The 23,731-nt window shown below is 41.1% G+C and carries 44 protein-coding genes; 38 read left to right on the top strand and 6 right to left on the bottom strand.

From position 1 onward, the window contains the following. The 12 genes from B5F91_RS02575 (at window position 1) to B5F91_RS02515 (ending at window position 6,236) form a co-directional block, all read left to right on the top strand. Window positions 1-618 (top strand): hypothetical protein, encoded by a 618-nt coding sequence (locus B5F91_RS02575; RefSeq protein ID WP_087427552.1) that lies wholly within the window; start codon window positions 1-3, stop codon window positions 616-618. After that, window positions 605-871, top strand: a complete 267-nt coding sequence (locus tag B5F91_RS02570) for a hypothetical protein (RefSeq protein WP_087427551.1) — start codon at window positions 605-607, stop codon at window positions 869-871. Before B5F91_RS02575 ends, B5F91_RS02570 begins: the two co-directional genes overlap by 14 nt. 195 nt (window positions 872-1,066) lie before the next feature. Next, window positions 1,067-1,441 (top strand): hypothetical protein, encoded by a 375-nt coding sequence (locus B5F91_RS02560; protein ID WP_087427549.1) that lies wholly within the window; start codon window positions 1,067-1,069, stop codon window positions 1,439-1,441. A gap of 5 nt (window positions 1,442-1,446) precedes the next feature. Continuing rightward, window positions 1,447-1,674, top strand: a complete 228-nt coding sequence (locus tag B5F91_RS02555) for a hypothetical protein (RefSeq protein WP_087427548.1) — start codon at window positions 1,447-1,449, stop codon at window positions 1,672-1,674. Window positions 1,675-1,690: 16 nt separating this feature from the next. Then, on the top strand, window positions 1,691-2,116 hold the full coding sequence (locus tag B5F91_RS02550) for a hypothetical protein (RefSeq protein ID WP_239416176.1): 426 nt from the start codon (window positions 1,691-1,693) through the stop codon (window positions 2,114-2,116). A gap of 87 nt (window positions 2,117-2,203) precedes the next feature. Beyond that, window positions 2,204-2,530, top strand: coding sequence for a hypothetical protein (locus B5F91_RS02545; RefSeq protein ID WP_087427547.1), 327 nt, complete (start codon window positions 2,204-2,206; stop codon window positions 2,528-2,530). Then, entirely contained in the window at window positions 2,527-3,066 is a 540-nt protein-coding gene (locus tag B5F91_RS02540; RefSeq protein ID WP_087427546.1) for a hypothetical protein, read from the top strand. Before B5F91_RS02545 ends, B5F91_RS02540 begins: the two co-directional genes overlap by 4 nt. Before the next feature lie 19 nt (window positions 3,067-3,085). After that, window positions 3,086-3,481, top strand: a complete 396-nt coding sequence (locus B5F91_RS02535; protein WP_087427545.1) for a hypothetical protein — start codon at window positions 3,086-3,088, stop codon at window positions 3,479-3,481. Window positions 3,482-3,484: 3 nt separating this feature from the next. Further along, complete coding sequence (locus tag B5F91_RS02530) at window positions 3,485-3,781, top strand: hypothetical protein (protein WP_144025046.1); 297 nt, start codon at window positions 3,485-3,487, stop codon at window positions 3,779-3,781. A gap of 87 nt (window positions 3,782-3,868) precedes the next feature. Further along, entirely contained in the window at window positions 3,869-4,306 is a 438-nt protein-coding gene (locus tag B5F91_RS02525; RefSeq protein ID WP_087427543.1) for a hypothetical protein, read from the top strand. Between the two features lie 161 nt (window positions 4,307-4,467). After that, window positions 4,468-5,082, top strand: a complete 615-nt coding sequence (locus B5F91_RS02520; RefSeq protein ID WP_087427542.1) for a hypothetical protein — start codon at window positions 4,468-4,470, stop codon at window positions 5,080-5,082. An 89-nt stretch (window positions 5,083-5,171) separates the two neighbouring features. Further along, on the top strand, window positions 5,172-6,236 hold the full coding sequence (locus tag B5F91_RS02515; protein ID WP_087427645.1) for an XRE family transcriptional regulator: 1,065 nt from the start codon (window positions 5,172-5,174) through the stop codon (window positions 6,234-6,236). 17 nt (window positions 6,237-6,253) lie between these two features. On the opposite strand, the gene B5F91_RS02510 is transcribed toward B5F91_RS02515, so the two are convergent. The 6 genes from B5F91_RS02510 to B5F91_RS02490 all read right to left on the bottom strand — a co-directional run bounded on the left by B5F91_RS02510 (window position 6,254) and on the right by B5F91_RS02490 (window position 8,471). Beyond that, entirely contained in the window at window positions 6,254-6,508 is a 255-nt protein-coding gene (locus tag B5F91_RS02510) for a hypothetical protein (RefSeq protein WP_087427541.1), read from the bottom strand. A gap of 11 nt (window positions 6,509-6,519) precedes the next feature. Beyond that, window positions 6,520-6,720 carry a hypothetical protein gene (locus B5F91_RS14810; RefSeq protein ID WP_144025045.1) on the bottom strand — a complete coding sequence of 67 codons (201 nt, stop codon included), beginning with the start codon at window positions 6,718-6,720 and terminating at the stop codon, window positions 6,520-6,522. Window positions 6,721-6,838: 118 nt separating this feature from the next. Next, window positions 6,839-7,144 carry a helix-turn-helix transcriptional regulator gene (locus B5F91_RS02505; protein ID WP_087427540.1) on the bottom strand — a complete coding sequence of 102 codons (306 nt, stop codon included), beginning with the start codon at window positions 7,142-7,144 and terminating at the stop codon, window positions 6,839-6,841. Further along, entirely contained in the window at window positions 7,122-7,454 is a 333-nt protein-coding gene (locus B5F91_RS02500; RefSeq protein WP_087427539.1) for a type II toxin-antitoxin system RelE/ParE family toxin, read from the bottom strand. Before B5F91_RS02500 ends, B5F91_RS02505 begins: the two co-directional genes overlap by 23 nt. A gap of 84 nt (window positions 7,455-7,538) precedes the next feature. After that, window positions 7,539-8,135 (bottom strand): hypothetical protein, encoded by a 597-nt coding sequence (locus B5F91_RS02495; protein WP_087427538.1) that lies wholly within the window; start codon window positions 8,133-8,135, stop codon window positions 7,539-7,541. 15 nt (window positions 8,136-8,150) lie between these two features. Next, complete coding sequence (locus B5F91_RS02490) at window positions 8,151-8,471, bottom strand: helix-turn-helix transcriptional regulator (RefSeq protein WP_087427537.1); 321 nt, start codon at window positions 8,469-8,471, stop codon at window positions 8,151-8,153. A 171-nt stretch (window positions 8,472-8,642) separates the two neighbouring features. On the opposite strand from B5F91_RS02490, the gene B5F91_RS02485 reads away from it, so the two are divergent. The 26 genes from B5F91_RS02485 to B5F91_RS15290 all read left to right on the top strand — a co-directional run bounded on the left by B5F91_RS02485 (window position 8,643) and on the right by B5F91_RS15290 (window position 23,729). Next, entirely contained in the window at window positions 8,643-8,930 is a 288-nt protein-coding gene (locus B5F91_RS02485; protein WP_087427536.1) for a hypothetical protein, read from the top strand. Window positions 8,931-8,996: 66 nt separating this feature from the next. After that, window positions 8,997-9,404 carry a hypothetical protein gene (locus B5F91_RS02480; protein ID WP_087427535.1) on the top strand — a complete coding sequence of 136 codons (408 nt, stop codon included), beginning with the start codon at window positions 8,997-8,999 and terminating at the stop codon, window positions 9,402-9,404. Window positions 9,405-9,424: 20 nt separating this feature from the next. Then, window positions 9,425-9,862: an amidoligase family protein gene (locus B5F91_RS02475; protein ID WP_087427534.1), complete on the top strand. Its 438-nt coding sequence runs from the start codon at window positions 9,425-9,427 to the stop codon at window positions 9,860-9,862. A 38-nt stretch (window positions 9,863-9,900) separates the two neighbouring features. After that, window positions 9,901-10,368 carry a class II glutamine amidotransferase gene (locus B5F91_RS02470; protein WP_158099879.1) on the top strand — a complete coding sequence of 156 codons (468 nt, stop codon included), beginning with the start codon at window positions 9,901-9,903 and terminating at the stop codon, window positions 10,366-10,368. Next, on the top strand, window positions 10,365-10,583 hold the full coding sequence (locus B5F91_RS02465; RefSeq protein WP_144025043.1) for a hypothetical protein: 219 nt from the start codon (window positions 10,365-10,367) through the stop codon (window positions 10,581-10,583). Before B5F91_RS02470 ends, B5F91_RS02465 begins: the two co-directional genes overlap by 4 nt. A 202-nt stretch (window positions 10,584-10,785) precedes the next feature. Beyond that, window positions 10,786-11,145, top strand: a complete 360-nt coding sequence (locus B5F91_RS02460) for a hypothetical protein (protein ID WP_087427531.1) — start codon at window positions 10,786-10,788, stop codon at window positions 11,143-11,145. Between the two features lie 180 nt (window positions 11,146-11,325). Further along, complete coding sequence (locus tag B5F91_RS02455; RefSeq protein ID WP_087427530.1) at window positions 11,326-12,000, top strand: phosphoadenosine phosphosulfate reductase family protein; 675 nt, start codon at window positions 11,326-11,328, stop codon at window positions 11,998-12,000. Window positions 12,001-12,217: 217 nt separating this feature from the next. Beyond that, complete coding sequence (locus B5F91_RS02450; protein ID WP_087427529.1) at window positions 12,218-12,967, top strand: ParB/RepB/Spo0J family partition protein; 750 nt, start codon at window positions 12,218-12,220, stop codon at window positions 12,965-12,967. A gap of 315 nt (window positions 12,968-13,282) precedes the next feature. Then, window positions 13,283-13,825, top strand: a complete 543-nt coding sequence (locus tag B5F91_RS02445) for a hypothetical protein (protein ID WP_087427528.1) — start codon at window positions 13,283-13,285, stop codon at window positions 13,823-13,825. Further along, complete coding sequence (locus B5F91_RS02440) at window positions 13,818-15,086, top strand: PBSX family phage terminase large subunit (protein ID WP_087427527.1); 1,269 nt, start codon at window positions 13,818-13,820, stop codon at window positions 15,084-15,086. The genes B5F91_RS02445 and B5F91_RS02440 overlap by 8 nt, the downstream gene beginning before the upstream one ends. 12 nt (window positions 15,087-15,098) lie before the next feature. Continuing rightward, window positions 15,099-16,607 carry a phage portal protein gene (locus B5F91_RS02435; RefSeq protein WP_087427526.1) on the top strand — a complete coding sequence of 503 codons (1,509 nt, stop codon included), beginning with the start codon at window positions 15,099-15,101 and terminating at the stop codon, window positions 16,605-16,607. A gap of 143 nt (window positions 16,608-16,750) precedes the next feature. Next, window positions 16,751-16,939: a type II toxin-antitoxin system HicA family toxin gene (locus B5F91_RS02430; protein WP_087427525.1), complete on the top strand. Its 189-nt coding sequence runs from the start codon at window positions 16,751-16,753 to the stop codon at window positions 16,937-16,939. A 39-nt stretch (window positions 16,940-16,978) separates the two neighbouring features. Further along, window positions 16,979-17,137: a hypothetical protein gene (locus B5F91_RS15105; protein ID WP_158099878.1), complete on the top strand. Its 159-nt coding sequence runs from the start codon at window positions 16,979-16,981 to the stop codon at window positions 17,135-17,137. A gap of 13 nt (window positions 17,138-17,150) precedes the next feature. Further along, complete coding sequence (locus tag B5F91_RS02425) at window positions 17,151-17,555, top strand: antitoxin HicB (protein ID WP_087427644.1); 405 nt, start codon at window positions 17,151-17,153, stop codon at window positions 17,553-17,555. Window positions 17,556-17,557: 2 nt separating this feature from the next. Continuing rightward, window positions 17,558-17,920: a hypothetical protein gene (locus B5F91_RS02420; RefSeq protein WP_087427524.1), complete on the top strand. Its 363-nt coding sequence runs from the start codon at window positions 17,558-17,560 to the stop codon at window positions 17,918-17,920. 5 nt (window positions 17,921-17,925) lie between these two features. Then, window positions 17,926-18,621 (top strand): hypothetical protein, encoded by a 696-nt coding sequence (locus tag B5F91_RS02415; protein ID WP_144025042.1) that lies wholly within the window; start codon window positions 17,926-17,928, stop codon window positions 18,619-18,621. A gap of 173 nt (window positions 18,622-18,794) precedes the next feature. Further along, complete coding sequence (locus B5F91_RS02410) at window positions 18,795-19,448, top strand: hypothetical protein (protein WP_087427522.1); 654 nt, start codon at window positions 18,795-18,797, stop codon at window positions 19,446-19,448. A gap of 3 nt (window positions 19,449-19,451) precedes the next feature. Then, a complete protein-coding gene (locus B5F91_RS02405; RefSeq protein WP_087427521.1) occupies window positions 19,452-20,042 on the top strand; it encodes a head fiber protein in 591 nt (196 codons plus the stop codon). Window positions 20,043-20,056: 14 nt separating this feature from the next. Beyond that, on the top strand, window positions 20,057-21,139 hold the full coding sequence (locus B5F91_RS02400; RefSeq protein WP_087427520.1) for a major capsid protein: 1,083 nt from the start codon (window positions 20,057-20,059) through the stop codon (window positions 21,137-21,139). Next, entirely contained in the window at window positions 21,136-21,465 is a 330-nt protein-coding gene (locus tag B5F91_RS02395; protein WP_087427519.1) for a DUF6706 family protein, read from the top strand. Before B5F91_RS02400 ends, B5F91_RS02395 begins: the two co-directional genes overlap by 4 nt. Beyond that, entirely contained in the window at window positions 21,465-21,806 is a 342-nt protein-coding gene (locus B5F91_RS02390; RefSeq protein WP_087427518.1) for a hypothetical protein, read from the top strand. Before B5F91_RS02395 ends, B5F91_RS02390 begins: the two co-directional genes overlap by 1 nt. Beyond that, window positions 21,794-22,111, top strand: a complete 318-nt coding sequence (locus B5F91_RS02385) for a hypothetical protein (RefSeq protein ID WP_087427517.1) — start codon at window positions 21,794-21,796, stop codon at window positions 22,109-22,111. The genes B5F91_RS02390 and B5F91_RS02385 overlap by 13 nt, the downstream gene beginning before the upstream one ends. Beyond that, a complete protein-coding gene (locus tag B5F91_RS02380; protein WP_087427516.1) occupies window positions 22,108-22,536 on the top strand; it encodes a hypothetical protein in 429 nt (142 codons plus the stop codon). Before B5F91_RS02385 ends, B5F91_RS02380 begins: the two co-directional genes overlap by 4 nt. A gap of 1 nt (window position 22,537) precedes the next feature. After that, on the top strand, window positions 22,538-23,080 hold the full coding sequence (locus B5F91_RS02375; RefSeq protein ID WP_087427515.1) for a hypothetical protein: 543 nt from the start codon (window positions 22,538-22,540) through the stop codon (window positions 23,078-23,080). A 68-nt stretch (window positions 23,081-23,148) separates the two neighbouring features. After that, window positions 23,149-23,535, top strand: coding sequence for a hypothetical protein (locus B5F91_RS02370; protein WP_087427514.1), 387 nt, complete (start codon window positions 23,149-23,151; stop codon window positions 23,533-23,535). Between the two features lie 35 nt (window positions 23,536-23,570). After that, on the top strand, window positions 23,571-23,729 hold the full coding sequence (locus B5F91_RS15290) for a hypothetical protein (RefSeq protein ID WP_204244655.1): 159 nt from the start codon (window positions 23,571-23,573) through the stop codon (window positions 23,727-23,729). Window positions 23,730-23,731 lie beyond the last annotated feature (2 nt).

Raw genomic sequence — 23,731 nt, 5'->3', positions numbered from 1 at the left:
ATGGAACGCAAGATAGGAGAAATATTCGAGTACAACGGTGAGTGGTATCAGTGTATTATAGGGCATTGCAATCAATGTAGCTTTGATGAAGTAGGAACTTGTAAATTTATTGGAAATCCATATTGCGCTTATAGAAACGATAAGAAATTAGCGTGTTTCAAGAAACTTGAAAAGGTCGGAGAGCCTTATACTACTTTTGTTGATAAGACTGTACAAAATTATCTTTTAGAAACAGCAGTGTCTGTTCCGCCAAAAGATGTTTTTACACTAATAAATAACGAGCAAAGACTCATTGCAATAGAAATCAAACAAACCAAAGAAGATATGGAAGAAAATAAAACAATATTTCCAAAAGAGGATAATGCACTTACAAGGACAGTTTACGCTTATGTAAATGAGAAAATTTCGGACAAGGAACTGATAAGGTCTATAAAGGAAATGTCCGATGAATATCCTTATAATAAGAATAACCTTAACTCCTTTTCCTTGGAGTTGGCGAAACAGGGCAAGCCAGTCTGCACACGTGACGGACGCAAGGCGAGGATTATTTGCTTTGATAGACGATTTTTTTACAAAAATGTAAAGTTTTCCAATACTTGCATTGGTGGAATGCTCTGACGGGGAAGATGATGTATGCGGATATACCGAAAAAGGTAAGGTTCTAATCAAAGAAGGCGCGGAACACAAAGATGACCTTATGATGCTCCCCGAAAAGAAAGAGGGGTGGGTGAATGTGTATCGCGATTGTGATGGAGTGAACATAACCAAGGATGATAACATTTATTCTTCAAAGGATGCCGCAATCTCGTCTGCGCAAATAATTGATAGAGATAACTATGTTGCGACTGATATAATTAAGTGGGAGGAATAACATGGCATGGGTAGCAGTAGACAAAGATGGTAGAGAGTGTATTTATCAGTTCCGTCCTAAAAGAGGAAATAATCAGTTTATACCGTTGTATGAATATAGTATGTGTATGGCTTTACCTAAAGGCTCAATTAAGAAACTTATAGGTAGAGACCTCACATGGCAAGATGAACCTGTTGAATTAAAGGAGGAATAGCTATGATAAAAGAAAGTTATGTTTCGTTCGAAACCGCGAAGATGCTGAAAGAGGCAGGGTTTGATGTACCATGTACGTCACAATATACTGATAACGGATTTGGATGGGATAACTTAAGTCGAGTAAACTATAACTCCTGCAAATCCTTATTTTCCCGCCCCACTCAGGCTTTAGCGGCTAGGTGGCTACGCGAGGTGTATAAATTACATGTATTCGCGAAGAGAACTTACGAATATGCCTTAGATAAGTTTAGTTGGGGGTATTATATTCAGAGTTCTAACTATGAATATTGCAAGAACTTTGAAATAGGATTTGATAGTTACGAACAAGCTATTGAGGACGGCTTACGTGAAGCAATTAAACTGATTAAAAAGTAAGGATTATGAAGAAGATAAAAGAACTAAATGTAAGCGTGACTTACGAGGTTACATTATGCGATATAGAGGTCTCCGATGAGGTATATGAAGCATTGGAGAATAACGACGAGATTAGCACTCAAGATTGTTTCAGTTCAGAAAGCGAAGAAGCAACTGCTTTGGATTGGCTTTCAACGTACGTAAGAGAAGAAGACGGTTTAGAGTGGAATTACTCGATTAACAATTTAGAATAGATAAAATGATAGGATTATGGAAAACAAATTAGTAGCATTTATAACACCGACATCGTTTTTGGATGTAGACTTTGATTTATCCGGATATGAATTTGAACACGGAACGCACAACGGATATGTTGCTGTTCCTCCTCAAAATAAATATCATGGTCGAAGCATTGAAGATATGGAAGATTTTGAAGTGCATGGTGGAATTACTCTTTCAGAGCCAGCAACATATCCTGATAAAATGAACGGAATGGAAATCATGAAAGAGTACGTTGGTAAAAGAAACAAACTTTTGGAAAAAGCCGAATTTATCACAGAAAATACAGAGATAGGCGATGATTGGTGGATTTTCGGTTTTGACACCGCGCATTGGGGCGACAACAAATATGATTGGGACAGGAAAGCGGTAACCGAAGAAACGCTTTCTATGATGGAAAAACTAAATTGTGAATAGGATTATGAACTCAAAACCAAAATCTCAACCACCCGTGAGCAGTCGGAAAGGCTGCTTGCACTGGGACTGAAGCCCGAAACGGCGGACATGTGTTATAACTGCTATTTTGTAAGCATCCCACTTGATGTAAACCATCGCGGAGCGAACTTATTTAAAGATAAAAAATTCATTCCTTCATGGAGCCTCGCACGCCTGCTGGAGATGATGCCTACTGAAATTGAGAACGACTATTGCTCCGCAGTCTTTCAAATCACCCCTCCGGTTATCCAGTATTGGTGCTTCAGTGAAGAAGAAAGCTATGTGATGTTTAATCGGACGGACATTTTCGACAATGCTATTGAGTGTATCTGGTGGCTAATCAGAAACGGACATTTCAACAAAGAATACCTAATTGAACAAGACAACGAACAATGAACCTCAACGAACTACGAGACGAAGCCTACTCTATCGCCAAGGCAAACGGATGGCACGAAGAAGAACACAGTGATAGCCATTGGCTGATGTTAATCATAACCGAGATAGCAGAAGCCGTACAAGCAGGCCGTAAGAACCTGCACGCCCACGTGGAAGCCTTCAAGAAATACGAAGAAATCATAGACTTCAAGGAAAACTTCGAGCGGCAAATCAAGAACACGGTGGAAGATGAGCTTTGCGATGTGGTGATACGGTGCTTGGATTTAGCCGGACTACGGAGATTTGACCTTGAAGAAGTGGAAGCCCTTATGGAAATGGCTGAAAGCATAAAGGAAGGAAAGGGCTTCATTGATTTATGCTATGCCCTCTCCGGAATATCCACCTGCGATGATTCCACCGAAGAAAAGGTAATTGCAATCATTGCGGTTGTGCTCAAATACTGTGAATTGACAGCCATTGACATTGATTTCTTCATCCACACTAAAATGAACTATAACCGCCTGCGTGGCTACCACCACGGAGGCAAAAGATACTAATCATTAAAAAACTGAATCCATGGAACTACATTTAGACCCCATCATACCGGTGACACGTGTGGTCAACGGGCACAACGTGTTCAACAAGGGATACCGCCACGGACTTCGCGGAAAGACCTACGAAGAATACTACGGCGAGGAACGCGCCAAGGAGATAAGGAAAAGACACAGCGAGGCATTGAAAGGGCATCCGTACTGGTCAAACCGGAGGGCTGCCGCAAAGTCCTGCGTGGTGATTCACCAAGGGAAGCTGCTGGGAAGGTTCGATTCCGTCATAGACGCGTCAATGTCGCTTGGCATCAATTACGCCACCGCAAGGCGGTATCTGAAAGGCAGAATCAGGCAGCCAAAGAACGGCTGGCAGTGGTTCTACGAGAATGAATCATACAAATGGTGCGACTTAATCAGCAAATGATATATGGAAGAAACCAATATGCTTGAAATTATATGCCTTATCAGTACCGCTTCATTTTTTGCAGTTTCCTGCATTGTAGTGGCGATGATAAAAAAACTGGAAACCAAGCTGGACAGAAACATGGGCTTTATGAAATGGGTGAAAGCAAGGCATGACACCACATACATATCAATGCTCTATTCTATACAGCAGTATTTTGTCAAAAATGAAATGTACGAGGATGCGGAAAGGATGAAGAAAGTCATAGATGAAGAATTGAAAGAAATTGAAAGGTTTATGAAAGACAAGGATTATTCATAAAAACAGGGAACCAGCCCGCACGATCAAGCCAATTCCCCATACACGATTATGCCGCAAATATACTAAAATATTTTTTATTATTGTGCTATGGGAAAAGAATTTTCTTCAATAATTGAGCTAAGAACAATCCGTGAACAGAAATCAAGATTGTCAGAACGAGAAAACGAGCTATCTTCTCCTATCCTATCTGACATTTATTTACTTCCTGAAATTTACTCTCTATTCTGTGACGCTTTGGAGGAAAGGGACTGTGCTCCTAAAATTGATAGCGTATACCAACGAAAAAAGTTTTTATTTATATCTTTATTTTTGTTCGCTCCAAGTGTCTTAGCTGGGGGTCGTTTACCTAATGGAATACGTGCGGAACTATCGAAAATATTCCCAGATGTTTCTCCTTGCGTTATTTCAAACAATATATCCGATGTTTCCTTTATCTACCAGCAGTATAAGGATTTTCGTCAGGATATAGAGTATTTTTACAATCAGATTGTAGAAAGGTTGAAGGTCAAAGGACTAATCAAGTAGAAGTGGAATGATATTACTACCGCCAAGATGTAAAATACAATTTTTCGAGATAATTATATACAACTTTCAAGAAAAATTATATATCTTTGCTGGAGAAAAAATCTCTGCTGCAACAGAGATTTCTTCAAGTCCAGTGGTGGACATAATTTTTTTATTAATTAATGAATTGCAAATTTACAGAAAAACAAAAGAGGAAGCGTATAATTAGCGCAAAAGAATGTGAAATTGAACTAGGTTCAATTCTCACAAAACTGTTTGAAGCATACGAAGATGCAGTAAAACAGTATAATAAAGAGATAGTGCTAACTCCTCCAGAAGCTCGTATGAGAGGATTTGAAGCACACTTGTTGAATGTCAAAATAGTACAATCAATACAGAAGTATTTTTGTAGAGATTGGAAAACTGGAAAGTATGGTAGATTCATGCTTTATGTGAAGGGATATATAATTCTGTTCAAGAAATTGGATAAGAATGATATGCCGATGAACATACGTACAAAAATGACTGATTCGATAGAGAACCAATTGCAAGGGAGATTGTTTCAGGACGACGAGGACCCAACAGCTCCTATTTTGTTTTTTGGTTACAAAAAGAATCAATTTGGTGAATTAGTTGACCCAAAGCTGGTTTATATAGATGAAAACAAGGTTAAATGGGCTATAAACAAACCTGCTACAGAAGGTTTGAGACCGACAGTTGTTTTGAAACCGTCTGTTCCTGCAGCATCTGTATCACTGAAAGGTGCTAATAAAGCCAAAACAGCCGAGAATAAATAACATAAATTATTAACCCGTCTGCCACTGGATGTTTTTATAGTAATAATATTTAAGACCATAGTCTTAAATTGGAAATTAAACATACGATTATGAATTTCAATTATAAGCAGCTAACATTTGTCAGGGAATATCGTGGCTATTCACAAACAGAATTAGCATCAAAAATTCCGGGCTTATCGCAATCCAATTTGTCTAAATTTGAAAAAGGATTGGGAATATTATCTGCTGATGTTGTGAAACGGATTATTGACTTTTTGGGCTTTCCTGAAGAATTTTACAATGTAAAGATAGGTAATAATGTCGATAATGCCCACTATAGAAGAAAAAGCGGAATCAGTAAAAAGGATCGTTGTCACATCGATTACTCAAATAAAATTATTGGATATTTAGTAGATGAAATGTCTGATTCTATTGAATTTCCTGAAATGAATCTAAGATTTATTGACCTTGAAGAAGGTTATACTCCTGAGTCTGCAGCGAAATTTACACGCAGATATATGGGAATTCCGGATTCAGAACCGGTAAAGGACATCTGTACTTTATTGGAAAAATATGGCGTTATTATAGTAGAAAAAGACTATGACGAAGATATTTTTGATGGAGTGTCATTCACAACTGATAAAGGAGCATTTGTATTAGTATTAAATAAGAATTTTAGCAATGACCATAAAAGATTGACAATAGCACATGAATTAGGACATATTATCATGCATTTGTCTCCTAACTATCCAATTCCAGATTATAGAGACAAAGAGAATGAGGCTTTTAGATTTGCTGCAGAATTTTTAATGCCTTCCGAATCAATCAAGCCGTCTCTTAGAAATTTACGTTTGAACTATTTGGCTCCATTGAAAGAATATTGGCTTACATCAATGGCTTCAATTATTAGAAGGGCCAAAGAATTAGCATGTATAGATGAAAATAAATATAAGTATTTCTATATAGAACTTAGCAGGAGAGGTTATACTAAGCATGAACCTATAAATGTAGAGATAGATGAACCATCTGTTTTTTATGAGGCCTATTCTTTATTTAAAACAGAACTTGGATATACAATGAATGATTTGTCTAAAGCTTTTAAACTTCCTATTGATATAATTCAAGATTTCTGTGAAAAAGATAAGAAAAAGTTTCGATTAAAAATTGTAAGATAATAACAAAGCCGGAAGCGTTATGCTTCCGGCTTTTGTTTGAATCCTTCACGTGCAAACTTTTCAAAATTCTCCAATTCTTCCAAAGTATCTATTTGTTCAAAATGTCTTGTCTTTTGAGGGTCATCTAGCTCCGATTTAGGTAAAAGCCCTCTTCCATTAGGAATAAAATCAAAATCTTTGTTACCTAATCTTTTTCTATATTTAGTTCCATCAGCACTTTTCTTATACCCTCGCTTTAATAATTCATCTTCTGTTATAAAATGCTTTTCCATATCAATATATTTTAATCTATCATATCATCAACATATCCAATACAAACATAAGAACCTTGAAAAGATGTAAGCACTAAATATTTACCATTTCTATAATCAATTTCCACATTTGACAATCTATGTCCTATTCTTGCACAGTATTGAATGATGTCATTTAATGAAGTTACAGGAACTTGTGTATATCCGTTAGGATGAAAATAAATCGTCTTCATAATATTATTTTTTTTAATTAAACTTCCGGATTCAACTTTATCTCTTTCCCGCAATGGGGGCAATGTATCACCCCCTCTTTGGGCTTACCAAAGAGTTCTGTTTATGGTGGCGATTTGCTTAAATGGGGCGCAATTCTACCGTCAATCCCATTGCAGAGGCTATTTTATAAAGTGTGGCGACTGTAGGAACGGTTAACCCACGCTCCACCCTTGATATATACCCTTTGTCCGCACCGATGCGTTTTGCGAGTTCTGCTTGCGTGAGGTGTGCGTTTTTTCGCGCTTCCAATAAGATTTGGGCATTGTATTCCTCCCATGCCTTTTCGCGGTTCTTTTCACGTTCAGGAGTTCCTTCCGCTCCAAGCCCTTCATCCAGCCATGCGTCCAAATCGTAGATGTCTTTACTGATTTCTTTTAGCTTCATAATATTCCTCCTTTAACTTTATAGCTTTTTTTATTTCATTGTCAGGTGTTTTCTGCGTTTTCTTCTTAAAAGCGTTAAAAAGAACAACGACGGCATCTCCATCATATATGAAAAAGATACGAAATTCATTATTTCCATAATTCACACGAAATTCATAAACGCCGTCACGTATGAACTTTATGAAATGTCTCGGCATCCTATCCTCCACTTTGAACAAGTCCAACGCACGGCGAATCTTGTTTATCTCGTCTGCTGACAGCTTCTTTATGAAGTCACTGAAATAATTCTTGTATGCGACTATCTTTCTCATGGTGCAAAGATACGGAAAGTTATACAATAATACAACTTTTTGAGCATAAAAAATCCCCGAACCGGAAGGAACGGGGATGAAATATTATATATCCTTGCTTTGATAAGATAATGCGACAGAATCTTTAATATATCGAGTTATTGTATCTTCTATAAACACATCTACAAAATACATATCATCCTGTCCAGACTTATTCAATTTTCCGCTAATCTGTTTATTCCTTATGTTCCATAGATAGACTATATAATCTTTATCTATTTCAATACTATCTTTATTTATATTATTTTCTATTTCGGGAGTTCCATATTTTGCAGAGAAAACTTCTTTAGTACCATTCAATAAATCCAATGCGTTATTTAATCCATCAACGTAGCTATGGAAATTAACCATAAAGAGTTTGTTTTTGTATGTCATAATATTGGCATCTTCAAATTCCTCATGGCCAATATTTTTATATTTCAAGTCTATTACCCATTTGGACGTATCCTTTTCCGATACATATCCAAGTTCTAATATTGATTTTATATCCATACCAAAATACATATCTTTATATGCTTTCAATGCTTGTTCCTGCGTGTATTTTTCTTTTGGAGTTTCTACCTCTTGCTTAGAACTGTTTTTATTGGAACAAGCAACAGAAAAAGACAGTACCAAAAATAATATAGGAATAACTTTTCTCATAACTTTTTTATTACGTTAAACATCCATTTCTATTAATCTCCTTAAATCCTCAAATGAGTGTATTTCATAAATAGTTCCTTTTACTTTCACGTAGCCGTTTACTTCGCTTAAATCTTTTTCTTCTAATATATTGACCTCTTTAATTTCATCATCGCTAAGAATTAATTTCCATACAGGTACACCAACAGCTTTTGACAATTTTTCTAACGTTTCAAGTTTGGGCTTCTCTGTATTAAGTAATTGATTGAGTCCTACAGGAGTAATACCCAATTTTTCTGCAATATCTACCTTTTTAAGGTTTAGTTGCTCTATAATTTCTCTTGTCCTATTTATCATAAAAATCAATTTTAGCACAAAAGTAAATACTTTTATTTATATATAAGCATACACTTTGTTAATCTTTGTAAAATATAAGTATATTCTTTTATTAATACTTGTTTTATTAAAGTATTTACTTTTACTTTGCATCATCAAACAAGAAGTAATAACGATTAAAGATACACGATTATGAAGACAACAAGTAGTGATTACATCAAAGAGATTAGGGCTGAAATCAAGTCTATCAACGAAGCTATGAAGCGTGTTGAAGAAGCTGAAAAGACGCAATGTGCAGCAAGAAATTGCAGGGACTACGAGAAGGCACAGAATGAGGCTAAAGATGCGAACATAGACCTTATGAATGCTGTAGAAGAAATCGTAAGACTTGCATCAGCGATGGGGTGTGCAGGTGGGCTGTACGACATTCACAAATATCACAAGATTGTAGAACTTGATTTCAGAGAGTCACACAAATAAGTTTAACCGGCAGGGCGAAAGCCCTGCATAATTTACACGATTACTAACTTTATAAAGAGCACGATTATGAAGAGTTTAAACGAAGAAATTCAAGACATCAAGACTGGCAAAGGTTCTAAGACATCAAAGAAAGAAGCCCTTATAAAACTGGGGCTGCGCAAGCATGAGATTGACATCATTCTGTCTGACCTGCCTAAGCAAGTTACAGAACGATTTAAGTTCACGTTTGGCGTTGAAATTGAATGCCTGGTAGCTTCAAGCGTGATGCGTGAATGTGCTACGAGAAACGCAATGCCTTTTCAGTATGAGGGGTACAATCACGAAGACAACAATCACTATTACAAATTTGTCTCTGACAGTTCTATCAGAGGCGAAAATCCTATCGAATGCGTATCGCCTGTACTGACTGGTAAGGTGGGTATGAAAAGTCTTGAAAATTGCTGTAAGGCATTGATGAGGCTAATGCGCAAGTAAACGTATCAACTGGCCTGCATGTGCATATTGGTGCGCAAAATTTGTCAGATGAAGCCTATGTGAACGTATTCAAGAACTATCAGAAGTTAGAGAAGGTGATAGATACGTTCATGGCTCGTTCAAGACGCGAGAATAACAGTCAGTGGTGCAGAAGTCTGCAAGGCAAAGACTTTTCATTTTGCACGAGCAAGAATGATGTCTATGACGTAATGAGTGGCAACAGGTATTACAAAGTAAACGCTTGTTCTTACTCACGTCACAGAACGATAGAGTTCAGACAGCACCAGGGTAGCACAGACTTCGAGAAGATTTCTAATTGGGTGAACTTCTGTGCTAAGTTGGTTGCGTGGTCTAAAAAGAATGTACTACAGGCAGAAGTCACTTCGATAGATGAGATACCTTTCTTGACAACGAAAGAAAAATCATTCTTCAAACAGCGTGCTGAAATACTTCGATAACTATGTGCTGCATCATCTATAAACCCAAGAATGTCCCGATGCCAAGCCGGGATATTCTTGGAAAAATAAAAAGGTTGAATCATAACGGTTATGGCTTTGTTTCGACAAATCATTTTCATAAGGGCTTGGATTATCGTACTTTCTTATGCCATTTATCAGAGGTGAGTGACGATGAAGATTGCATCATTCATTTCAGGCTGGCCACGCATGGCTCAATATGTAGGGCAAACTGTCACCCATTCAGCTTAGATGGTATTTATTTTGCCCACAACGGCATTTTGCCAATCTGTCCTGTTGGTGATATGACTGACAGCGAAACGGCCTTTAGAGCAAAGATTTACCCTACCATACTGAAATACAGATACGGATCTTCGCAAGCAGACTGGGCGATAAGGCAGATATGTGGCTTTTCTCGGTTTGCAATGATGTATAAGGGTGAAGTGAGATTATATGGCGATTATAGGATTTTAGACGGTATTTATTATTCTAATTTAAGATGGCTATGAAACTGAATTACAACCATAAGACAAAACGTTTTTCTATCTGCAACTTGACAGAAGATGAAGCAAATGCAATATTGCGTTCATTGAGCATCGTTGTTGAGAAGATGGACTATAACGAAGAACTTGGATTCTATACAGATAATGGTGACTGTTTTGCTCTGCCAACAGAAAGCTATGAGGCAGCAGAAAGATTGTTTAATCAATTAAGTGGCAAATGACAAACAATCCGGTGAATGTTTCACAATCCGGCCTTAGTGAAAGCGAAAGGCTGGATTTATTTCGCTATCTTTGTTCGTAGAAGTAACTTTGAGGCATGTATTATCGCGGGGTAGAGAAGTCAGTCATCTCGCTACTTTGACTTGGTAGAGACCGCTGGGGCAGAGCCAGCCCCCGCAACAAGATTTTTAATTTGACACGATTATGAACATTTTGACACTCATCATCAAACAGAAGTATTTTGATGAAATCTTAGCAGGCACGAAAACACAAGAGTTTCGTGAGATTCGTCCAAATACACAGAAGAAGTATTGCGAACTGGACGAAGAAGGCTACTGCAAAGAAGAAGATGGTATTTTGATACCACGCAAGTATGACGCTATCCGGTTCTATGTTGGATACAACAAAGACAGGGCAAGCGCACTGGTAGAAGTCAAAGATGCACGCATAGAACTCTTTGAGGACGAAAATCACAACCTCATCGAGTACGAGTATAACGGTGAACCATATTTGGCAGCGCAGGTCGTTTACGACTTGGGCATAGTGATAGATAAACATGTTTAATCTTTAATTTGAAGGCTGAGTCAGAAGAAGGACTACTTATTCAAGCAGCGGTTATCGTGGTGGTCGCCAAGGTTTGACAGACCCCACTACCGGCAGATTATCGCAGGGTGGACGTTACATCACCCGACAACAGCAGTATCGCAACATTCGTACAGGTTTAGGCTTATCGGGTGGCTAACCATGACGCTGCAAGAAAGAACATACAAGAGTATTGACGCTATCAGGTGTAAGTCTGACAGCGCGATACTCTTTTGCTCTCTTGGTAAGGATAGTTTGGTCTTGCTTGATATGCTTTATCCGAAATTTGAACGCATAGTGTGCGTGTTTATGTTCTTTGTTCAACATCTTGAACACATAGACCGCTGGATTGGATGGGTGAAAGCCAGATACCCGAAGATTGAGTTTGTCGAAGTACCGCACTGGAACCTGACTTACATTCTTCGCAGTGGCTTGTATTGCGTGCCTAATTCAAAGGTGAAGCTGTTGAAGCTGGCGGATGTGGTCAATGCGATGCAGCTTAAATACGGCATACATTACGCATTTTTGGGCATGAAGAAAGCCGATGGCATGAACAGGCGTTTGATGCTGAAAGGATATGAAGCCAATGGGTACGAGAACAACGGAATGTGCTACCCCTTGGCTGACTGGACCCAGAAAGACGTGCTATCATACATGAAGCAGCACAATCTTCCCGAACCGGTACGTTACTCACTCAAAGCCAGTTCAGGCGTCGGATTTAACCTCGATTGTATGCTTTGGCTGGAGAAGAACTATCCGCAGGACTTGCAACGTATTTACAAAGTGTTTCCGCTTTCAGAGCGGATATTATGGGAGTATCATAACAAACAAAACTAATAGGAGGAAAGCCGAGTTAGAACACGAGTTAGAACAAAAAGTCAAAATGATTTGAGAAATCAATATAACCGAATAATGGCAAATACTTCGGTTTCTTCAAGACGTGCCAGCGTAGCTAACAGAGCATATACCAATTATTCTTTGAATATATCAAGAATTAATGACGGTGGTAATGCCAGTACAAGATACACCCGTCGGCAGTATATGGGATTGAGTAATGGATAATAAGTATTTCAACAGCAAGTCGGTGGAGCTAAGACGCTCGCAGATAAAGCCAGCGTCTTACAATCCGCGTACCATATCGGACGAGGGGCGCAAGCAGTTGAAGCGTTCCATAAAACGGTATGGCGTTGTCGGCGGCATAGTCGTAAACCAAGCAACGGGCTACACCATTGTCGGAGGCCATCAAAAAGTTTCTGTATTGGATGAGCTGAACAAATACAATGAAGTCACGCACGAGAATGACTACACGCTTCGTGTGGAGCTTATCAACGTGGATGAAAAGACCGAGAAGTCTTTGAATATAGCCCTAAATAATCCGAACATCGGCGGTCAGTGGGATTACGACGCTTTGGCTCGTCTCGTTCCTGATATTGACTACAAGGATGCAGGTCTGACCGATGCGGACTTGAACATGATAGGCTGTGATTTCCTTTTGCAGACCGAAGAAGAAAACTCTTTAGCTGGGGCATTGGAAGAAATGATGCAGCCCGTCACAGAGCAGAAGGAAGCCGAGAAAGCAGCCCGTCAGTTGGAGCGTGCCGAAAAGGTTGCCCACATGAAAGACGTGAAGCAGCAGGTCAAGGAACAGGCGCAGGAAACAGCCGCCAACATGGATGCTTACCTGATGCTGTCCTTTGACACATGGGAGGCTAAGGCGGCTTTCTGTGAGCGGTTCGGGTATGACCATTATCAGAAGTTTATCAAAGGAGAACTGTTTGACGAACAAATAGAAAGAATTGAATAATAACTTAAAATTTAGGAGGAATGCTGAGTCAGAAGAAGTAAATCTTATAATGATTTAGTAAATCAAATCAATCGAATTAATGCTCAGGCTTCAACATTGCAGGGCACCTATAGTCGTTTGAATAGAGCTAATGATACATTTAATAGATATGCTCAAAATATAAGGACGAGCAGAACAATAAGAGACGCGAGAAGCCAGGCTCTTTCTTTAAGGGCACAAGGGAGAACACAAGAGATGGAAACTCTTTTAAAGAATAGCGCAAATATAAGATTTTCCCGCTCTCAATACATGGGATTAAATAACGGATAACAATTTATGGCAAGACCCAAGAAATTCGACTACGACAGTGATGATTTCTACGACGAAATCCTTGCACTCTCCATGCAGGGATTGACCGATGCGGAGATAGCGGATGCGCTGGATGATAAGTTCGGCGTTTCGCTGTCTCCCGAAGTGTTTAATTGCATGAAGAACGGCAACTATGATAAGTGGTCGGATGAGGAAAACGAACGCAGGTCTGCCAGATTAGCTAAAGTCTTAGCGCGCGGTCGCCGAAAAATCAACTCCATCGTGCGTGGTGCATATCTCAAAGCGGCTTTGGGTGGCAAGAAAATCAAGAACAAGACCGTAACCACCCGGAAGCTGAAAATAGACGGCGTTTATACCGAAGATGAAGAGATACAAACCACCGAGGGTGAAACCGAACTGCCGCCGAATATGCAGGCTCTCTCCACTTGGCTGTACCACCATGATGAGGAATGGCGCAAGGTTGAGAAGAAGCAAGAGGACGATGAAGATGTGTCCTCCAATGGAAGTATTGACATCGAGAAATGGATAAACGACAACACCAATGATTAAACCCCAGGCTATATACACCCCACTCTACACGGATAAGGAGAAATTCATCATACTTATCACGGGAGGTCGTGGCAGTGGAAAGTCTTTCAACGCTTCCGCCTTCATTGAGCGACTAACATTCGAGAAGTCACTTGACAGGTCGTTTGCCCACACTATCCTTTACTCCCGTTATACGATGGTTTCCGCCCACATGAGTATTATCCCCGAAATGATGGAGAAGATAGAGATGGACGGAACTGGCAAATACTTCCGTGCCACCAAGACGGACATCATCAATCGAAGAAGCGGTGGGCGTATTATGTTCCGGGGTATAAAAACTTCATCAGGGAATCAAACGGCAAAGCTGAAATCCATCCACGGCATTACGACTTTTGTCTGCGATGAAGCGGAGGAATGGACAAACGAGCAGGACTTTGACAAAATCATGCTCTCCATCCGTCAAAAGGGTATTCAGAACCGCATCATTATCATAATGAACCCAACGGATAGTAACCACTTCATCTACAAGAAGTATATCGAGAACACGCACAAGCTGGTGGAGATTGACGGCGTTCCCGTGCAAATATCCACGCATCCCAACGTGCTGCATATCCATACGACCTACTTCGACAACTTAGACCACCTTTCGTCGGAGTTCCTGAAAGAGGTGGAGCAGATGAAAAAGGACAATCCCGAAAAGTACGCCCACACGGTGATAGGTCGCTGGGCGGACGTGGCGGAGGGTGCTGTGTTCAAGAAGTGGGGCATTGTGGATGAATTCCCCCAGTGGTGCAAGAAAGTGGGTATCGGGCTGGACTTCGGCTATAGTGTCGATAGTACCGCCGCAGTCCGTTGTGGAATAATAGATAACGCTCTTTATTTAGACGAGATAGACTACCGTACCAACCTGCTTTCATCAGATATAGTAAAGTCGCTCCGCCCGTGGGGATTGAATGTCTATGCAGACAGTGCAGACCCTCGCCTCATTCAGGAGATACACAACGGAGGGGTGAACATATACGCCACCGAGAAAGGACAAGGCTCTATCTTGGCGGGTATTGATAAGATGAAAGACATGGAGATATTCGTTACTCGGAGGTCATACAACTTGCAGAAAGAACTGCGTAACTATGTATGGGATAAGGACAAGAACGGGAACTATATCAACCAGCCTGTGGACAAAGATAATCACGCCATCGACGCGGCACGGTATTATGTCTTATCAGTCCTGCTTGGGCGTATATTGAAACCGAGAGATTATTCAGGAATATTCGGACATTAAAGATATTGAGATATGAGAACATTAGCAAAAGTTCTTGCCCTGCAAGACACAGACCAAAAGATATACTACTTGAAGAAGGCTCGCAAGACAGACCTTCCCGACGCGGTGAAGCTCTACAACGACTGGAATCCCAACCGCCATGAGATTATCACCGATGAAGAGAAATATCCGAAAATCAAGGTCACATTAAAGCCGAAGCAACGATTCACCGACCCCACCACGGGAAAGGAACATGTGGAGCCGGAGCAGAAGAAGCTGGTAGACCCAAACCGCATCGCCCTACCTATTGAGCAGGACATCGTGAATATTCAGACGGCTTTCACCGTAGGAACTGAGCCTATACTTGATTGCAAACCTGAACAGTCGGAAGAAGGCTTGCTGTCAGCGCTGAAGCAGGTGTTCAAGAAGAACAAAATCAAGTACCAGAACAAAAAAGCCGTGCGCTCGTGGCTGGCCGAGCAGGAGGTGGCCGAGTATTGGTATGTGGTGAAAGATGATGGTTTCTGGGCGAAACTGAAACGCAAGGTGGCGGATATATTTGGAAAATCTATGCCCGAATACCGATTGAAAAGCGTACTATGGTCTCCGTTTCGAGGGGATAAACTCTACCCGTTTTTCAATGATAACGGTGATTTAGTGGCTCTCTCGCGTGAGTATAAGAAGAAAGATTTAAATGACATGGAGATTACCTGCTTTATGACCATTACGAAAGATATGGTCTATCAGTGGGAGCAGACGAACGGCTGGCAGGAAACCGCCTCGTTCCGTCATGGGTTCAAGAAAATGCCAGTCATCTATATGTACCGCTCCGAAGCCTATTGCGAGAAGATTAAGACGCTCCGCATCCGGCTGGAGAAACTCTTATCCAATTATGCCGATTGCATTGACTATCATTTCTTTCCCATCCTGATGTTGTTTGGTGATGTGCAGCAACTGAGCGGTGAACTGAAGAACCGTATTGTGCAGCTTACCGGTATGAGTGCTAACGCACAATATCTTACCTGGAATCAGGTACCAGAGACAGTTAAATTCGAGGTAGAAACTTTGCTTTCCCAAATCTACGGTCTGACCAACACGCCGCGCATCTCTTTTGATAGCCTGAAGGGAACGGGGAACGCTGTCAGTGGCGTGGCATTCGATTACGTCTTCATGTCCACCCACCTTAACGTGGAGAACTTGAATGAAACTGTCGGTGAGTTCATGCAGCGGCGTGTGAACTTCCTTGTTTCCGCCCTCGGATCGCTCAATTCTAACCTTGAAGAAGCCTCCGAGACGATAGACATTGATGTACAGATGCAACCTTACCGTTTGGAGGACCTCTCCGAAAAGATAGATACAGCACTGAAAGCCAAGAACGGAGAACTATGGTCACAGCAGCGCGCAATCACTTCCGTTGGAAATGTAGATAATGTGCTGGAGGAGGTCGAGCAGATAAAGGAGGAGCAAGCCGAGAAACAGCAAAATGAAATCTCCAAGCAGGAACAACTGTCAAAGTTCAACAGTAGGAATATGAACAAATAGTCTCCTGGGACATTTTCATACAAGGTATAGCGATATTCTTTCGGGTATCGCTATTTTTTATATTCATAGTAAAAACATGAATACTTTCTTTGTTATTATTCATAAAATTACTATATTTGCACCGTAATAAAGTCGTAAACGCTATGAGCTACAAATCAGTTAAAGACGTTGTAACGCTGCTTACTGAAAATGGCTTTTGGTTCGTGAGGCAAAAAGGTAGCCACATGGTTTATACTGACGGTACACATATCGTTGTTGTACCCGACCACGGCAAGAAAGGCGTTGAGAAAGGCACTTATTACAACATTCTGAGGCAAGCGGGGCTAAAATAGCCCCCGCCTCTTTTGTTTAACTAAAAGAAGGAGGTCAGTATGAAAAAGAAGAAAATAACTATAATTATATCGTATGATTACGAAAATAAGGATGTCTTTATAAATCAGAAGATTGCGGAAAAAATCAAACAAGATTTATTAAAAGGAATAAATCCTATTCACGAAAGAATTGAATCTGTCAAAGTTGAAGATGAATAAAAAGGAGGGCTATATGAAAACCGTTGAAGTGATTGTAGAACATGCCGGGAATAATCTCAGTGCTTACATTGAAGGTGTTCCGGTAATAACTACCGGCAACGATGTGAAGGAAATCGAAAAGAATATGCAGGAAGCCGTAGAACTTTATCTGGAGTCATGCAAGGAGATGAATATCGCCCCGGCAGAAATGTTACAGGGGGAATTTACTTTGAAGTTCAAGATAGATGCGGCAACCTTTATCAACTATTACAGCAGCATCTTCACAAAGGCAGCTTTGAGTCGTATAACCGGAATCAATGAACGCCAGTTGTGGCACTATGCGGCTGGGGTACATAAGCCTCGCAAGCAACAATTAGAGAAAATACAGAAAGGTATTAACGCACTGACAGAGGAACTGGCAGCTATAAATTTGTTGTAATTATGATAGAGATTAAGGAATTAAGAATAGGTAATTATGTTTGGCCTAAAAATGATAGTGGAAGAGAGTCTAAAATCGGAACAATATTTGCAATTGATAGATATTTAGTTAGTGTTAATGATAATAATAATCCATACGATTATCATCTACTTGAACCTATTCAAATAACCGAAGATATATTGAGTAAATGTAACTTTGTAAAACAAGAATCTGGTGATACGGTTATTTATTATAATCCATTAATGGAACTTGATGCCAATTTTCACTTAAAGGTAGTTGGTTATAATATAGAAGTAAAATATTTACATCAGCTTCAGAATTTATATTTTGATTTAACTGGGAAAGAGTTAGAAGTTAAGATGTGATATTTATGGAGGAGATAATAAAAAAGTTCATTGGCTTTCTGGAAAATGACAGAATTTCCATCTCTCGAAAAATAGGTATTCCATTATTAGTAATATTGATCATTCTATTATTAGATAATATCTTTGGAACATCGTATTATTGGATAAATAAAATGGAAACAGATTATATTGTTAAAGTTGAGGAAGCTAAAAAAATCTGCGAATCTGATTCTGTACTAGTGGCTTATTTTGATGAAAAAATATCAAATGCTATAAATCGGCAAAATATATTTCAATGGTTTGCTTCATTGTTTAAAAATACAAAACTTGAAGATGCTAAAGAACCCGATGACACAAATTTAAATGAGAATATATTCTCTAAAATGGAGAAATGGTTTCCAGAAGTTGAAAGGAATCAAATGTGGCATACGATAACCTCATCTCTTTTATGGATTATTTTTTTAGCTTTATTGTCATTATACCTAATTTTTGCACCATTTGTTGTTGAGAAGAATAAAATTGCTACTATATTAGGAACTATAATTGGACTTGGTATATTAGTATTTTTTATATGGATAACTCAGTGGATATTGGGGTTGATTCCTGTTATACTTAATAGAGCCTATATAAATTATACTTTACAATTAATAATAAATCTTATCCCAATAATAGCTTTGACTGTTGGGTCTATAAAGGAAGTAAAGAAGAAAAAACTCTTGTGATATTCTCTAATAAATACGCGCGATTCCACCCGGTTTCGCGCTTTCTTTTTGCCTTAAATCTGATAAAAACAAACATTCCCCTAATTGTTTCGTATCGCATCCCCTAAAATTTCATCTCGCATATACATATCCGTAACTTTACCGTATGAATTTATCAATCAAGAACATACGGTATGACAATCTTTGAACAAATCTTGGCAGGACTACAACAAAAGTTTTCTGGGGTGGACACTGCCACACTTACCCGAATCGCCACCAAAAAGGCGGAGGGTGTAACGGATGAAACGAAGGTAAACTCCATCGTGGAGGGTATCAGCTTTCAGGACGTGATGCAAAACTACGGCGATTTCCGCGCAGGACAAGCGCAAACTTCTTCGATAGCCAACTACGAGAAGAAGCATGGACTGAAGGACGGAAAGCCAATCGAGAACCCGAAACCCGAACCACCGAAACCTGAACCAAAGCCGGACGAAAAGCCGGACATCGCCAAGCTGATAGCCGACGGCATCGCCGCAGGCATCAAGCCTTTCTCCGACAAGCTGGCGGCTTTTGAAGCCAAAGAGGCACAAGCACAACGCATGGCGCAAATCTCATCGGTGGCCAAGAAGTACGGTATTCCCGATTTCATGCTGAAAGACCGCACAATCCCCGAAAACACGGACTTGGACACCTACATGAAGGACGTGAAGCAGGAAATGACCAACGCGGGATTCCAGTTCAACAAATCCCCAGAAACTGCCGAGCAGAAACTGGAGAAAGAGACAAGTGAGTTCGCAAAGATGATTGAGAACGACACGAAACAGATTGTAGAACAACAAAAGAAGTAATTTATGGCAGCAGGATTTACTTACAACCTTACTCCCGAAGAAGTCAAGGAGGAACGCTATGATGTCGAGACCGGACGCCGCAGACGTGGCCCGTACAAGCTCGACACGGCAAACCTTCCCGTCGGTGAGTATTTGCCTTCATTCACGCCCATTGCGGCTGACTTGAAGAAGAAAACAGCGCAAGTAGCTATCCGTGTAGAAGTGGCTGAAAAATTCACGACCGGAAGTAACACAACGCTTAAAATCAAGAAAAAATCGTTCGCTTATGCAGGAATGCACTTGGGTAACGGTTCTAACGGGGCGACAGTCAATTCCATTGATAAGTCTGACCCTAATTATGATACGCTCACTCTTGCAGCAGACTTTGGTGCGACATTGGAAGTTGGAACAGTTCTTTTTGAGGCGACCGCAGCTACCGGCAAGACTCCTAAAGTAACTGCCAACTCCGCACTTTACGAACGTGCGAAGATTGAAAACGGCATTGTGCTGGTAGCTCTTCTGATGAGAGCCTTTGAGATTGAACCGGCTAAATTGGCCATTCCCTTCCATGCGAAGGACAAGGCCAACATGCCTTATTTCCAATTTAACGAATAAGGAGGACACGAATTATGATGCTAACCATTCATACTCTTTTTAATGACCCGAACATCGTGAACGCGGTCATTCAGCGCGTCCTTCAGACCCGCAAGGATGCTATTTACTGGCAACAGTATCTCGCCTTCCGCCGAACAACTACCCGTGTATTCAAGGATTACATCGGTACGGTAACAGGCGTGATGGCCGGTTCTATCAACTCACGCTATGGTGCTAAGCCTATCCGTGAGCGTAGGGAAATCGGTTCGGGGTATGGTGAAATCGCCTACTTGGGCGACCGCTACCAAATCTCCATCGACCGTCTTTCTGACCTTCAGGACTTGGTAGACAAATATAACGCAGCCAAGACAGCCGACCAGGTACAGGCAATGCGTGACATCGTGGACTTCATCTATGATGACTATCGCCAGGCACTCCTTGCCGCCCACAAGCGCATGGACATCGTGGTAGGCTCGTTGCTGATGACCGGAAAAGCTACGGTGAAGAACAAGGACGACAATGCCGCCGGAGTGGAATTGCTGAACATCGAACTCCCGTTCAAAGTCATCACTCCGACTTCTGGTGACAAGACGAATTTCATCACCTATCTGCAACAGCAAATCAATGCGCTGCGTGTGGATTACGGTACGTTCCCGAAGATGATTATGTCCCGTGGCACGTTCGTCAAGAACATCATCGGTTCGACAGAGTTCGGCGACAAGTTCAAGATGCAGCTTTCCGGCAATGAGATGTACCTCTCCACTGGGCTGATTACGTCTCAACTGGCATCGCAGGTGTTCACCGGCATCGGGCTTCCGGCTATCGAAATCAAGGAAGACTACGTGAAAGACCAGACGGGCAAGAACGTGGCCATCTATGCCGATGACCGCATTACCCTCTTGCCGCAAGACCGTATTGGCTACATGCGTTGGCACACTCCGTATGAAGCTACCGACCCGACGCCCGGGCGCAACTACTCCGGTGCCGACGGAGGTATGCTGATTTGCGGCTACAAAGACGACAACGGACGCTATCTGGAGTACACCGCCGAGTGGATTCCGCAGATAACGAACCCGAACCTGATTGTGAACTTCGACCTTTCGACGATGAACGCATGACGGTAGCGGACTACATACGGGGCAAGTTTCAGACCTTCGGCATCACGGTGTCGGAGGCTGACCTTCTGGAAATGTCCTTGTCATCGGGGATTAACGGGGAAGATGAACTGACGGGTGAGAATATCGGCCTCGTGTCGGTTTCCATGGTTGGTTTCATCCCATCCCTGTTGCTCCGTGCTACTTCCAAATCTGTTTCAGAGAACGGACATTCCAAATCCCAGTCTTGGGACATTTCGGGCATTAAGGAGTATTACGCTTTTTTATGCAGGAAATACGGGCTGGACGATGAACTGAACGCCGACAAACCTAAAATCAAGTTTTTGTAATGTTAGAAGAAGCACCTCATATATTGCAAGTAAGAACAATTACGCCGCCGGAGAATGACGAGTACGGGCGACCGATACCCGGTTCCGGAGGAGAGCAATGGAACGACCTTACAGAGTGTTTTTGTCACGACAACTCCCAGCAAAAGGAAGTGTCTGTAAATGGCAAGCTGTGGGTTTATTCTTTCCATGTAGTATATGAGGGAGAAAAGATAGCATTGGACACGATGATTAGGTGCATTGACAAGGTGACGGAAGAAGTTGTCGGGGAAGGCAAAGTAATCAAAAATGCAGAGTGTTATTCGGAGGAACTGAAAGGACGTTGCGATATATGGCTGGAGTAGATTTTGACTTTTCGGACGTGGATAATTTCTTTGAACAGGGCGAAAGCGAGGTCAAGGAAGTTGAGGGAAAGGTCGGCAAAGAGGCTGTTGATTATGCGGTACAGCATGGCAGTTATCAGAACCGAACAGGGACGCTCCGAAAGTCAAACAGATACTCTGTATCAGACGAAGGTTTGGAACTGAAGAATGACGCTAAAAGTCCTGAAGGTTATAACTATGCCTCGAATGTGGAAAGCAAGGGTTATGAAGTATTAAGTGGCGCGGCTTTGTTCGCGGAGAAACGATTGAAAGAAGAAATAGAATGATAACACCGCAAGACATAAGGAACATTCTGTATCGAGATTGCAAGGCTTTCGGTATAGATGAAGTCCATGTAGTCTTTGAGGGGGACGAAGGTAATAGTGATGAAATTCCTGCTGTTGATTCAAAGAAAGGACTACAGACTGAAAGGATTGTTGTTTATGTCAAACGACAGCAACCTGGCACCTACTGGATAAAGAACTTCAATGAGGTCAATATCCAAGTTCCACGCATACAGAACAGGGCAAACTGCATTCGTATGCAAGAGTTGGAACATAAGGCTTTGGAGCTGCTTGACGGCATAACCGGAGAATACGAAGGTTGCAGTTATCTCTATCAAATCGACCAGATCGGAACGGAAGCGGACACAGCTTTGAAGTGTCACTATGTGAATGTAAGATTATTGTTTCAAGTATTAAATGTAAAATGATATGGCACTTAAACCATTTATAGGAATCAGCCAAATTTGGTATGGAGATGTTTTTGATGCGGCTGTCACGGCAGCTTCATTGAAAACTTGGCTGGGAACTGCTACCGAAGTTAAGAACTCCCATCAAGACACATGGCAGTACACGGAAGACGACCCTACCTATACCGACTACATTAATGAGTTGAACGGAGAAATCTATTATCGTGATGTAACCCAAAAGGGAGCGAAAACCATCGCTTTCACTATGGGTGAATGGTCATTTGATGACAAGGTTGCCCTGCAAGGAGGAAAGAAAGTCGGTACGGATGACGGTTGGGAATCTTCCGATACACCGAGTATTGTTAACAAGGGTATTGTTGGAAAGACAAAAACCGGCAACTATGTAGTATTCACCAATGCGGCTGTTATAGGCAAAGGGAATCAAGTGGAAAAGAACATCGGTTTAGGCGTTACGGCTGTAGCCATGAGTAACCCGAATGAAGGTGTAAAATCCGACTACCTCTTTGACGGGGCGAAAGTGGATGCTGCCGGAGTTGGGGGATAAAATTGGTGAATTTGATTGTTTTCAGGACGGCGGTGGGTGGATTGCTCACCGCCTTTTTGGTTTAGGATATGGAACAGAACGCAGCAAAAATAGTAAGCAGTGCCATCCTTGGCATGGATTTCAAGGTGGTAATTGTGAATGGTAAATCATACATAGTAACCCCGCCTACCATCAAGAAGATAGCTGGAGCGGCTTATTGGCTGTCAGACGTGAAAGATGGAAAGAACATAAAGGAACTGCTTGCCTCCATCAACAATGTAGAACCATTGGCGCACGCCCTTTCATGGTTTATTCAAGGTAATGACAGCCTGTTTGAAGAGCTGTCAAACGGGACACTGAACGAAGTTATAGACGGTCTTGAATCAGCTTACTCCTTACTGTCTACTAAAAATTTTTTGAGGCTGTCAGTTTTAGCGAAGAACGTAGCAAGCCTGACAGCAAAGCAACGGCAATAGGAAACGACTGCCTATTGGGTCAGATTGCGTCGTTCATGGAAAATTTACATCTGACGTACATGGAAGTAGTGGATGTAATTCCGTATCGCAATCTGGTAATCATGCAAAAAGATAAACTGCGTGCCGCTTACGGGGATGTCATGCAGGAAGTGACGGACGCAGAGTTTTTCAAGAACAGAAAATTTGATGAATAGTA

It is taken from the genome of Bacteroides sp. An322 (genome assembly GCF_002161765.1).
In the GTDB taxonomy this organism is placed as follows: domain Bacteria; phylum Bacteroidota; class Bacteroidia; order Bacteroidales; family Bacteroidaceae; genus Phocaeicola; species Phocaeicola merdavium.
The sequence above is the reverse complement of the archived record's forward strand: the minus strand, read 5'-3'. Positions and strand labels throughout refer to the sequence as shown.

What these genes read in the sequence shown, in the direction of transcription:
- B5F91_RS02575 (WP_087427552.1), top strand. Translation starts at nt 1, where the DNA reads ATGGAACGCAAGATAGGAGAAATATTCGAGTACAACGGTGAGTGGTAT.
- B5F91_RS02560 (WP_087427549.1), top strand. Translation starts at nt 1,067, where the DNA reads ATGATAAAAGAAAGTTATGTTTCGTTCGAAACCGCGAAGATGCTGAAA.
- B5F91_RS02555 (WP_087427548.1), top strand. Translation starts at nt 1,447, where the DNA reads ATGAAGAAGATAAAAGAACTAAATGTAAGCGTGACTTACGAGGTTACA.
- B5F91_RS02550 (WP_239416176.1), top strand. Translation starts at nt 1,691, where the DNA reads ATGGAAAACAAATTAGTAGCATTTATAACACCGACATCGTTTTTGGAT.
- B5F91_RS02545 (WP_087427547.1), top strand. Translation starts at nt 2,204, where the DNA reads ATGTGTTATAACTGCTATTTTGTAAGCATCCCACTTGATGTAAACCAT.
- B5F91_RS02540 (WP_087427546.1), top strand. Translation starts at nt 2,527, where the DNA reads ATGAACCTCAACGAACTACGAGACGAAGCCTACTCTATCGCCAAGGCA.
- B5F91_RS02535 (WP_087427545.1), top strand. Translation starts at nt 3,086, where the DNA reads ATGGAACTACATTTAGACCCCATCATACCGGTGACACGTGTGGTCAAC.
- B5F91_RS02530 (WP_144025046.1), top strand. Translation starts at nt 3,485, where the DNA reads ATGGAAGAAACCAATATGCTTGAAATTATATGCCTTATCAGTACCGCT.
- B5F91_RS02525 (WP_087427543.1), top strand. Translation starts at nt 3,869, where the DNA reads ATGGGAAAAGAATTTTCTTCAATAATTGAGCTAAGAACAATCCGTGAA.
- B5F91_RS02520 (WP_087427542.1), top strand. Translation starts at nt 4,468, where the DNA reads ATGAATTGCAAATTTACAGAAAAACAAAAGAGGAAGCGTATAATTAGC.
- B5F91_RS02515 (WP_087427645.1), top strand. Translation starts at nt 5,172, where the DNA reads ATGAATTTCAATTATAAGCAGCTAACATTTGTCAGGGAATATCGTGGC.
- B5F91_RS02510 (WP_087427541.1), bottom strand. Translation starts at nt 6,508, where the DNA reads ATGGAAAAGCATTTTATAACAGAAGATGAATTATTAAAGCGAGGGTAT.
- B5F91_RS14810 (WP_144025045.1), bottom strand. Translation starts at nt 6,720, where the DNA reads ATGAAGACGATTTATTTTCATCCTAACGGATATACACAAGTTCCTGTA.
- B5F91_RS02505 (WP_087427540.1), bottom strand. Translation starts at nt 7,144, where the DNA reads ATGAAGCTAAAAGAAATCAGTAAAGACATCTACGATTTGGACGCATGG.
- B5F91_RS02500 (WP_087427539.1), bottom strand. Translation starts at nt 7,454, where the DNA reads ATGAGAAAGATAGTCGCATACAAGAATTATTTCAGTGACTTCATAAAG.
- B5F91_RS02495 (WP_087427538.1), bottom strand. Translation starts at nt 8,135, where the DNA reads ATGAGAAAAGTTATTCCTATATTATTTTTGGTACTGTCTTTTTCTGTT.
- B5F91_RS02490 (WP_087427537.1), bottom strand. Translation starts at nt 8,471, where the DNA reads ATGATAAATAGGACAAGAGAAATTATAGAGCAACTAAACCTTAAAAAG.
- B5F91_RS02485 (WP_087427536.1), top strand. Translation starts at nt 8,643, where the DNA reads ATGAAGACAACAAGTAGTGATTACATCAAAGAGATTAGGGCTGAAATC.
- B5F91_RS02480 (WP_087427535.1), top strand. Translation starts at nt 8,997, where the DNA reads ATGAAGAGTTTAAACGAAGAAATTCAAGACATCAAGACTGGCAAAGGT.
- B5F91_RS02470 (WP_158099879.1), top strand. Translation starts at nt 9,901, where the DNA reads ATGCCAAGCCGGGATATTCTTGGAAAAATAAAAAGGTTGAATCATAAC.
- B5F91_RS02465 (WP_144025043.1), top strand. Translation starts at nt 10,365, where the DNA reads ATGAAACTGAATTACAACCATAAGACAAAACGTTTTTCTATCTGCAAC.
- B5F91_RS02460 (WP_087427531.1), top strand. Translation starts at nt 10,786, where the DNA reads ATGAACATTTTGACACTCATCATCAAACAGAAGTATTTTGATGAAATC.
- B5F91_RS02455 (WP_087427530.1), top strand. Translation starts at nt 11,326, where the DNA reads ATGACGCTGCAAGAAAGAACATACAAGAGTATTGACGCTATCAGGTGT.
- B5F91_RS02450 (WP_087427529.1), top strand. Translation starts at nt 12,218, where the DNA reads ATGGATAATAAGTATTTCAACAGCAAGTCGGTGGAGCTAAGACGCTCG.
- B5F91_RS02445 (WP_087427528.1), top strand. Translation starts at nt 13,283, where the DNA reads ATGGCAAGACCCAAGAAATTCGACTACGACAGTGATGATTTCTACGAC.
- B5F91_RS02440 (WP_087427527.1), top strand. Translation starts at nt 13,818, where the DNA reads ATGATTAAACCCCAGGCTATATACACCCCACTCTACACGGATAAGGAG.
- B5F91_RS02435 (WP_087427526.1), top strand. Translation starts at nt 15,099, where the DNA reads ATGAGAACATTAGCAAAAGTTCTTGCCCTGCAAGACACAGACCAAAAG.
- B5F91_RS02430 (WP_087427525.1), top strand. Translation starts at nt 16,751, where the DNA reads ATGAGCTACAAATCAGTTAAAGACGTTGTAACGCTGCTTACTGAAAAT.
- B5F91_RS15105 (WP_158099878.1), top strand. Translation starts at nt 16,979, where the DNA reads ATGAAAAAGAAGAAAATAACTATAATTATATCGTATGATTACGAAAAT.
- B5F91_RS02425 (WP_087427644.1), top strand. Translation starts at nt 17,151, where the DNA reads ATGAAAACCGTTGAAGTGATTGTAGAACATGCCGGGAATAATCTCAGT.
- B5F91_RS02420 (WP_087427524.1), top strand. Translation starts at nt 17,558, where the DNA reads ATGATAGAGATTAAGGAATTAAGAATAGGTAATTATGTTTGGCCTAAA.
- B5F91_RS02415 (WP_144025042.1), top strand. Translation starts at nt 17,926, where the DNA reads ATGGAGGAGATAATAAAAAAGTTCATTGGCTTTCTGGAAAATGACAGA.
- B5F91_RS02410 (WP_087427522.1), top strand. Translation starts at nt 18,795, where the DNA reads ATGACAATCTTTGAACAAATCTTGGCAGGACTACAACAAAAGTTTTCT.
- B5F91_RS02405 (WP_087427521.1), top strand. Translation starts at nt 19,452, where the DNA reads ATGGCAGCAGGATTTACTTACAACCTTACTCCCGAAGAAGTCAAGGAG.
- B5F91_RS02400 (WP_087427520.1), top strand. Translation starts at nt 20,057, where the DNA reads ATGATGCTAACCATTCATACTCTTTTTAATGACCCGAACATCGTGAAC.
- B5F91_RS02395 (WP_087427519.1), top strand. Translation starts at nt 21,136, where the DNA reads ATGACGGTAGCGGACTACATACGGGGCAAGTTTCAGACCTTCGGCATC.
- B5F91_RS02390 (WP_087427518.1), top strand. Translation starts at nt 21,465, where the DNA reads ATGTTAGAAGAAGCACCTCATATATTGCAAGTAAGAACAATTACGCCG.
- B5F91_RS02385 (WP_087427517.1), top strand. Translation starts at nt 21,794, where the DNA reads ATGGCTGGAGTAGATTTTGACTTTTCGGACGTGGATAATTTCTTTGAA.
- B5F91_RS02380 (WP_087427516.1), top strand. Translation starts at nt 22,108, where the DNA reads ATGATAACACCGCAAGACATAAGGAACATTCTGTATCGAGATTGCAAG.
- B5F91_RS02375 (WP_087427515.1), top strand. Translation starts at nt 22,538, where the DNA reads ATGGCACTTAAACCATTTATAGGAATCAGCCAAATTTGGTATGGAGAT.
- B5F91_RS02370 (WP_087427514.1), top strand. Translation starts at nt 23,149, where the DNA reads ATGGAACAGAACGCAGCAAAAATAGTAAGCAGTGCCATCCTTGGCATG.
- B5F91_RS15290 (WP_204244655.1), top strand. Translation starts at nt 23,571, where the DNA reads ATGGAAAATTTACATCTGACGTACATGGAAGTAGTGGATGTAATTCCG.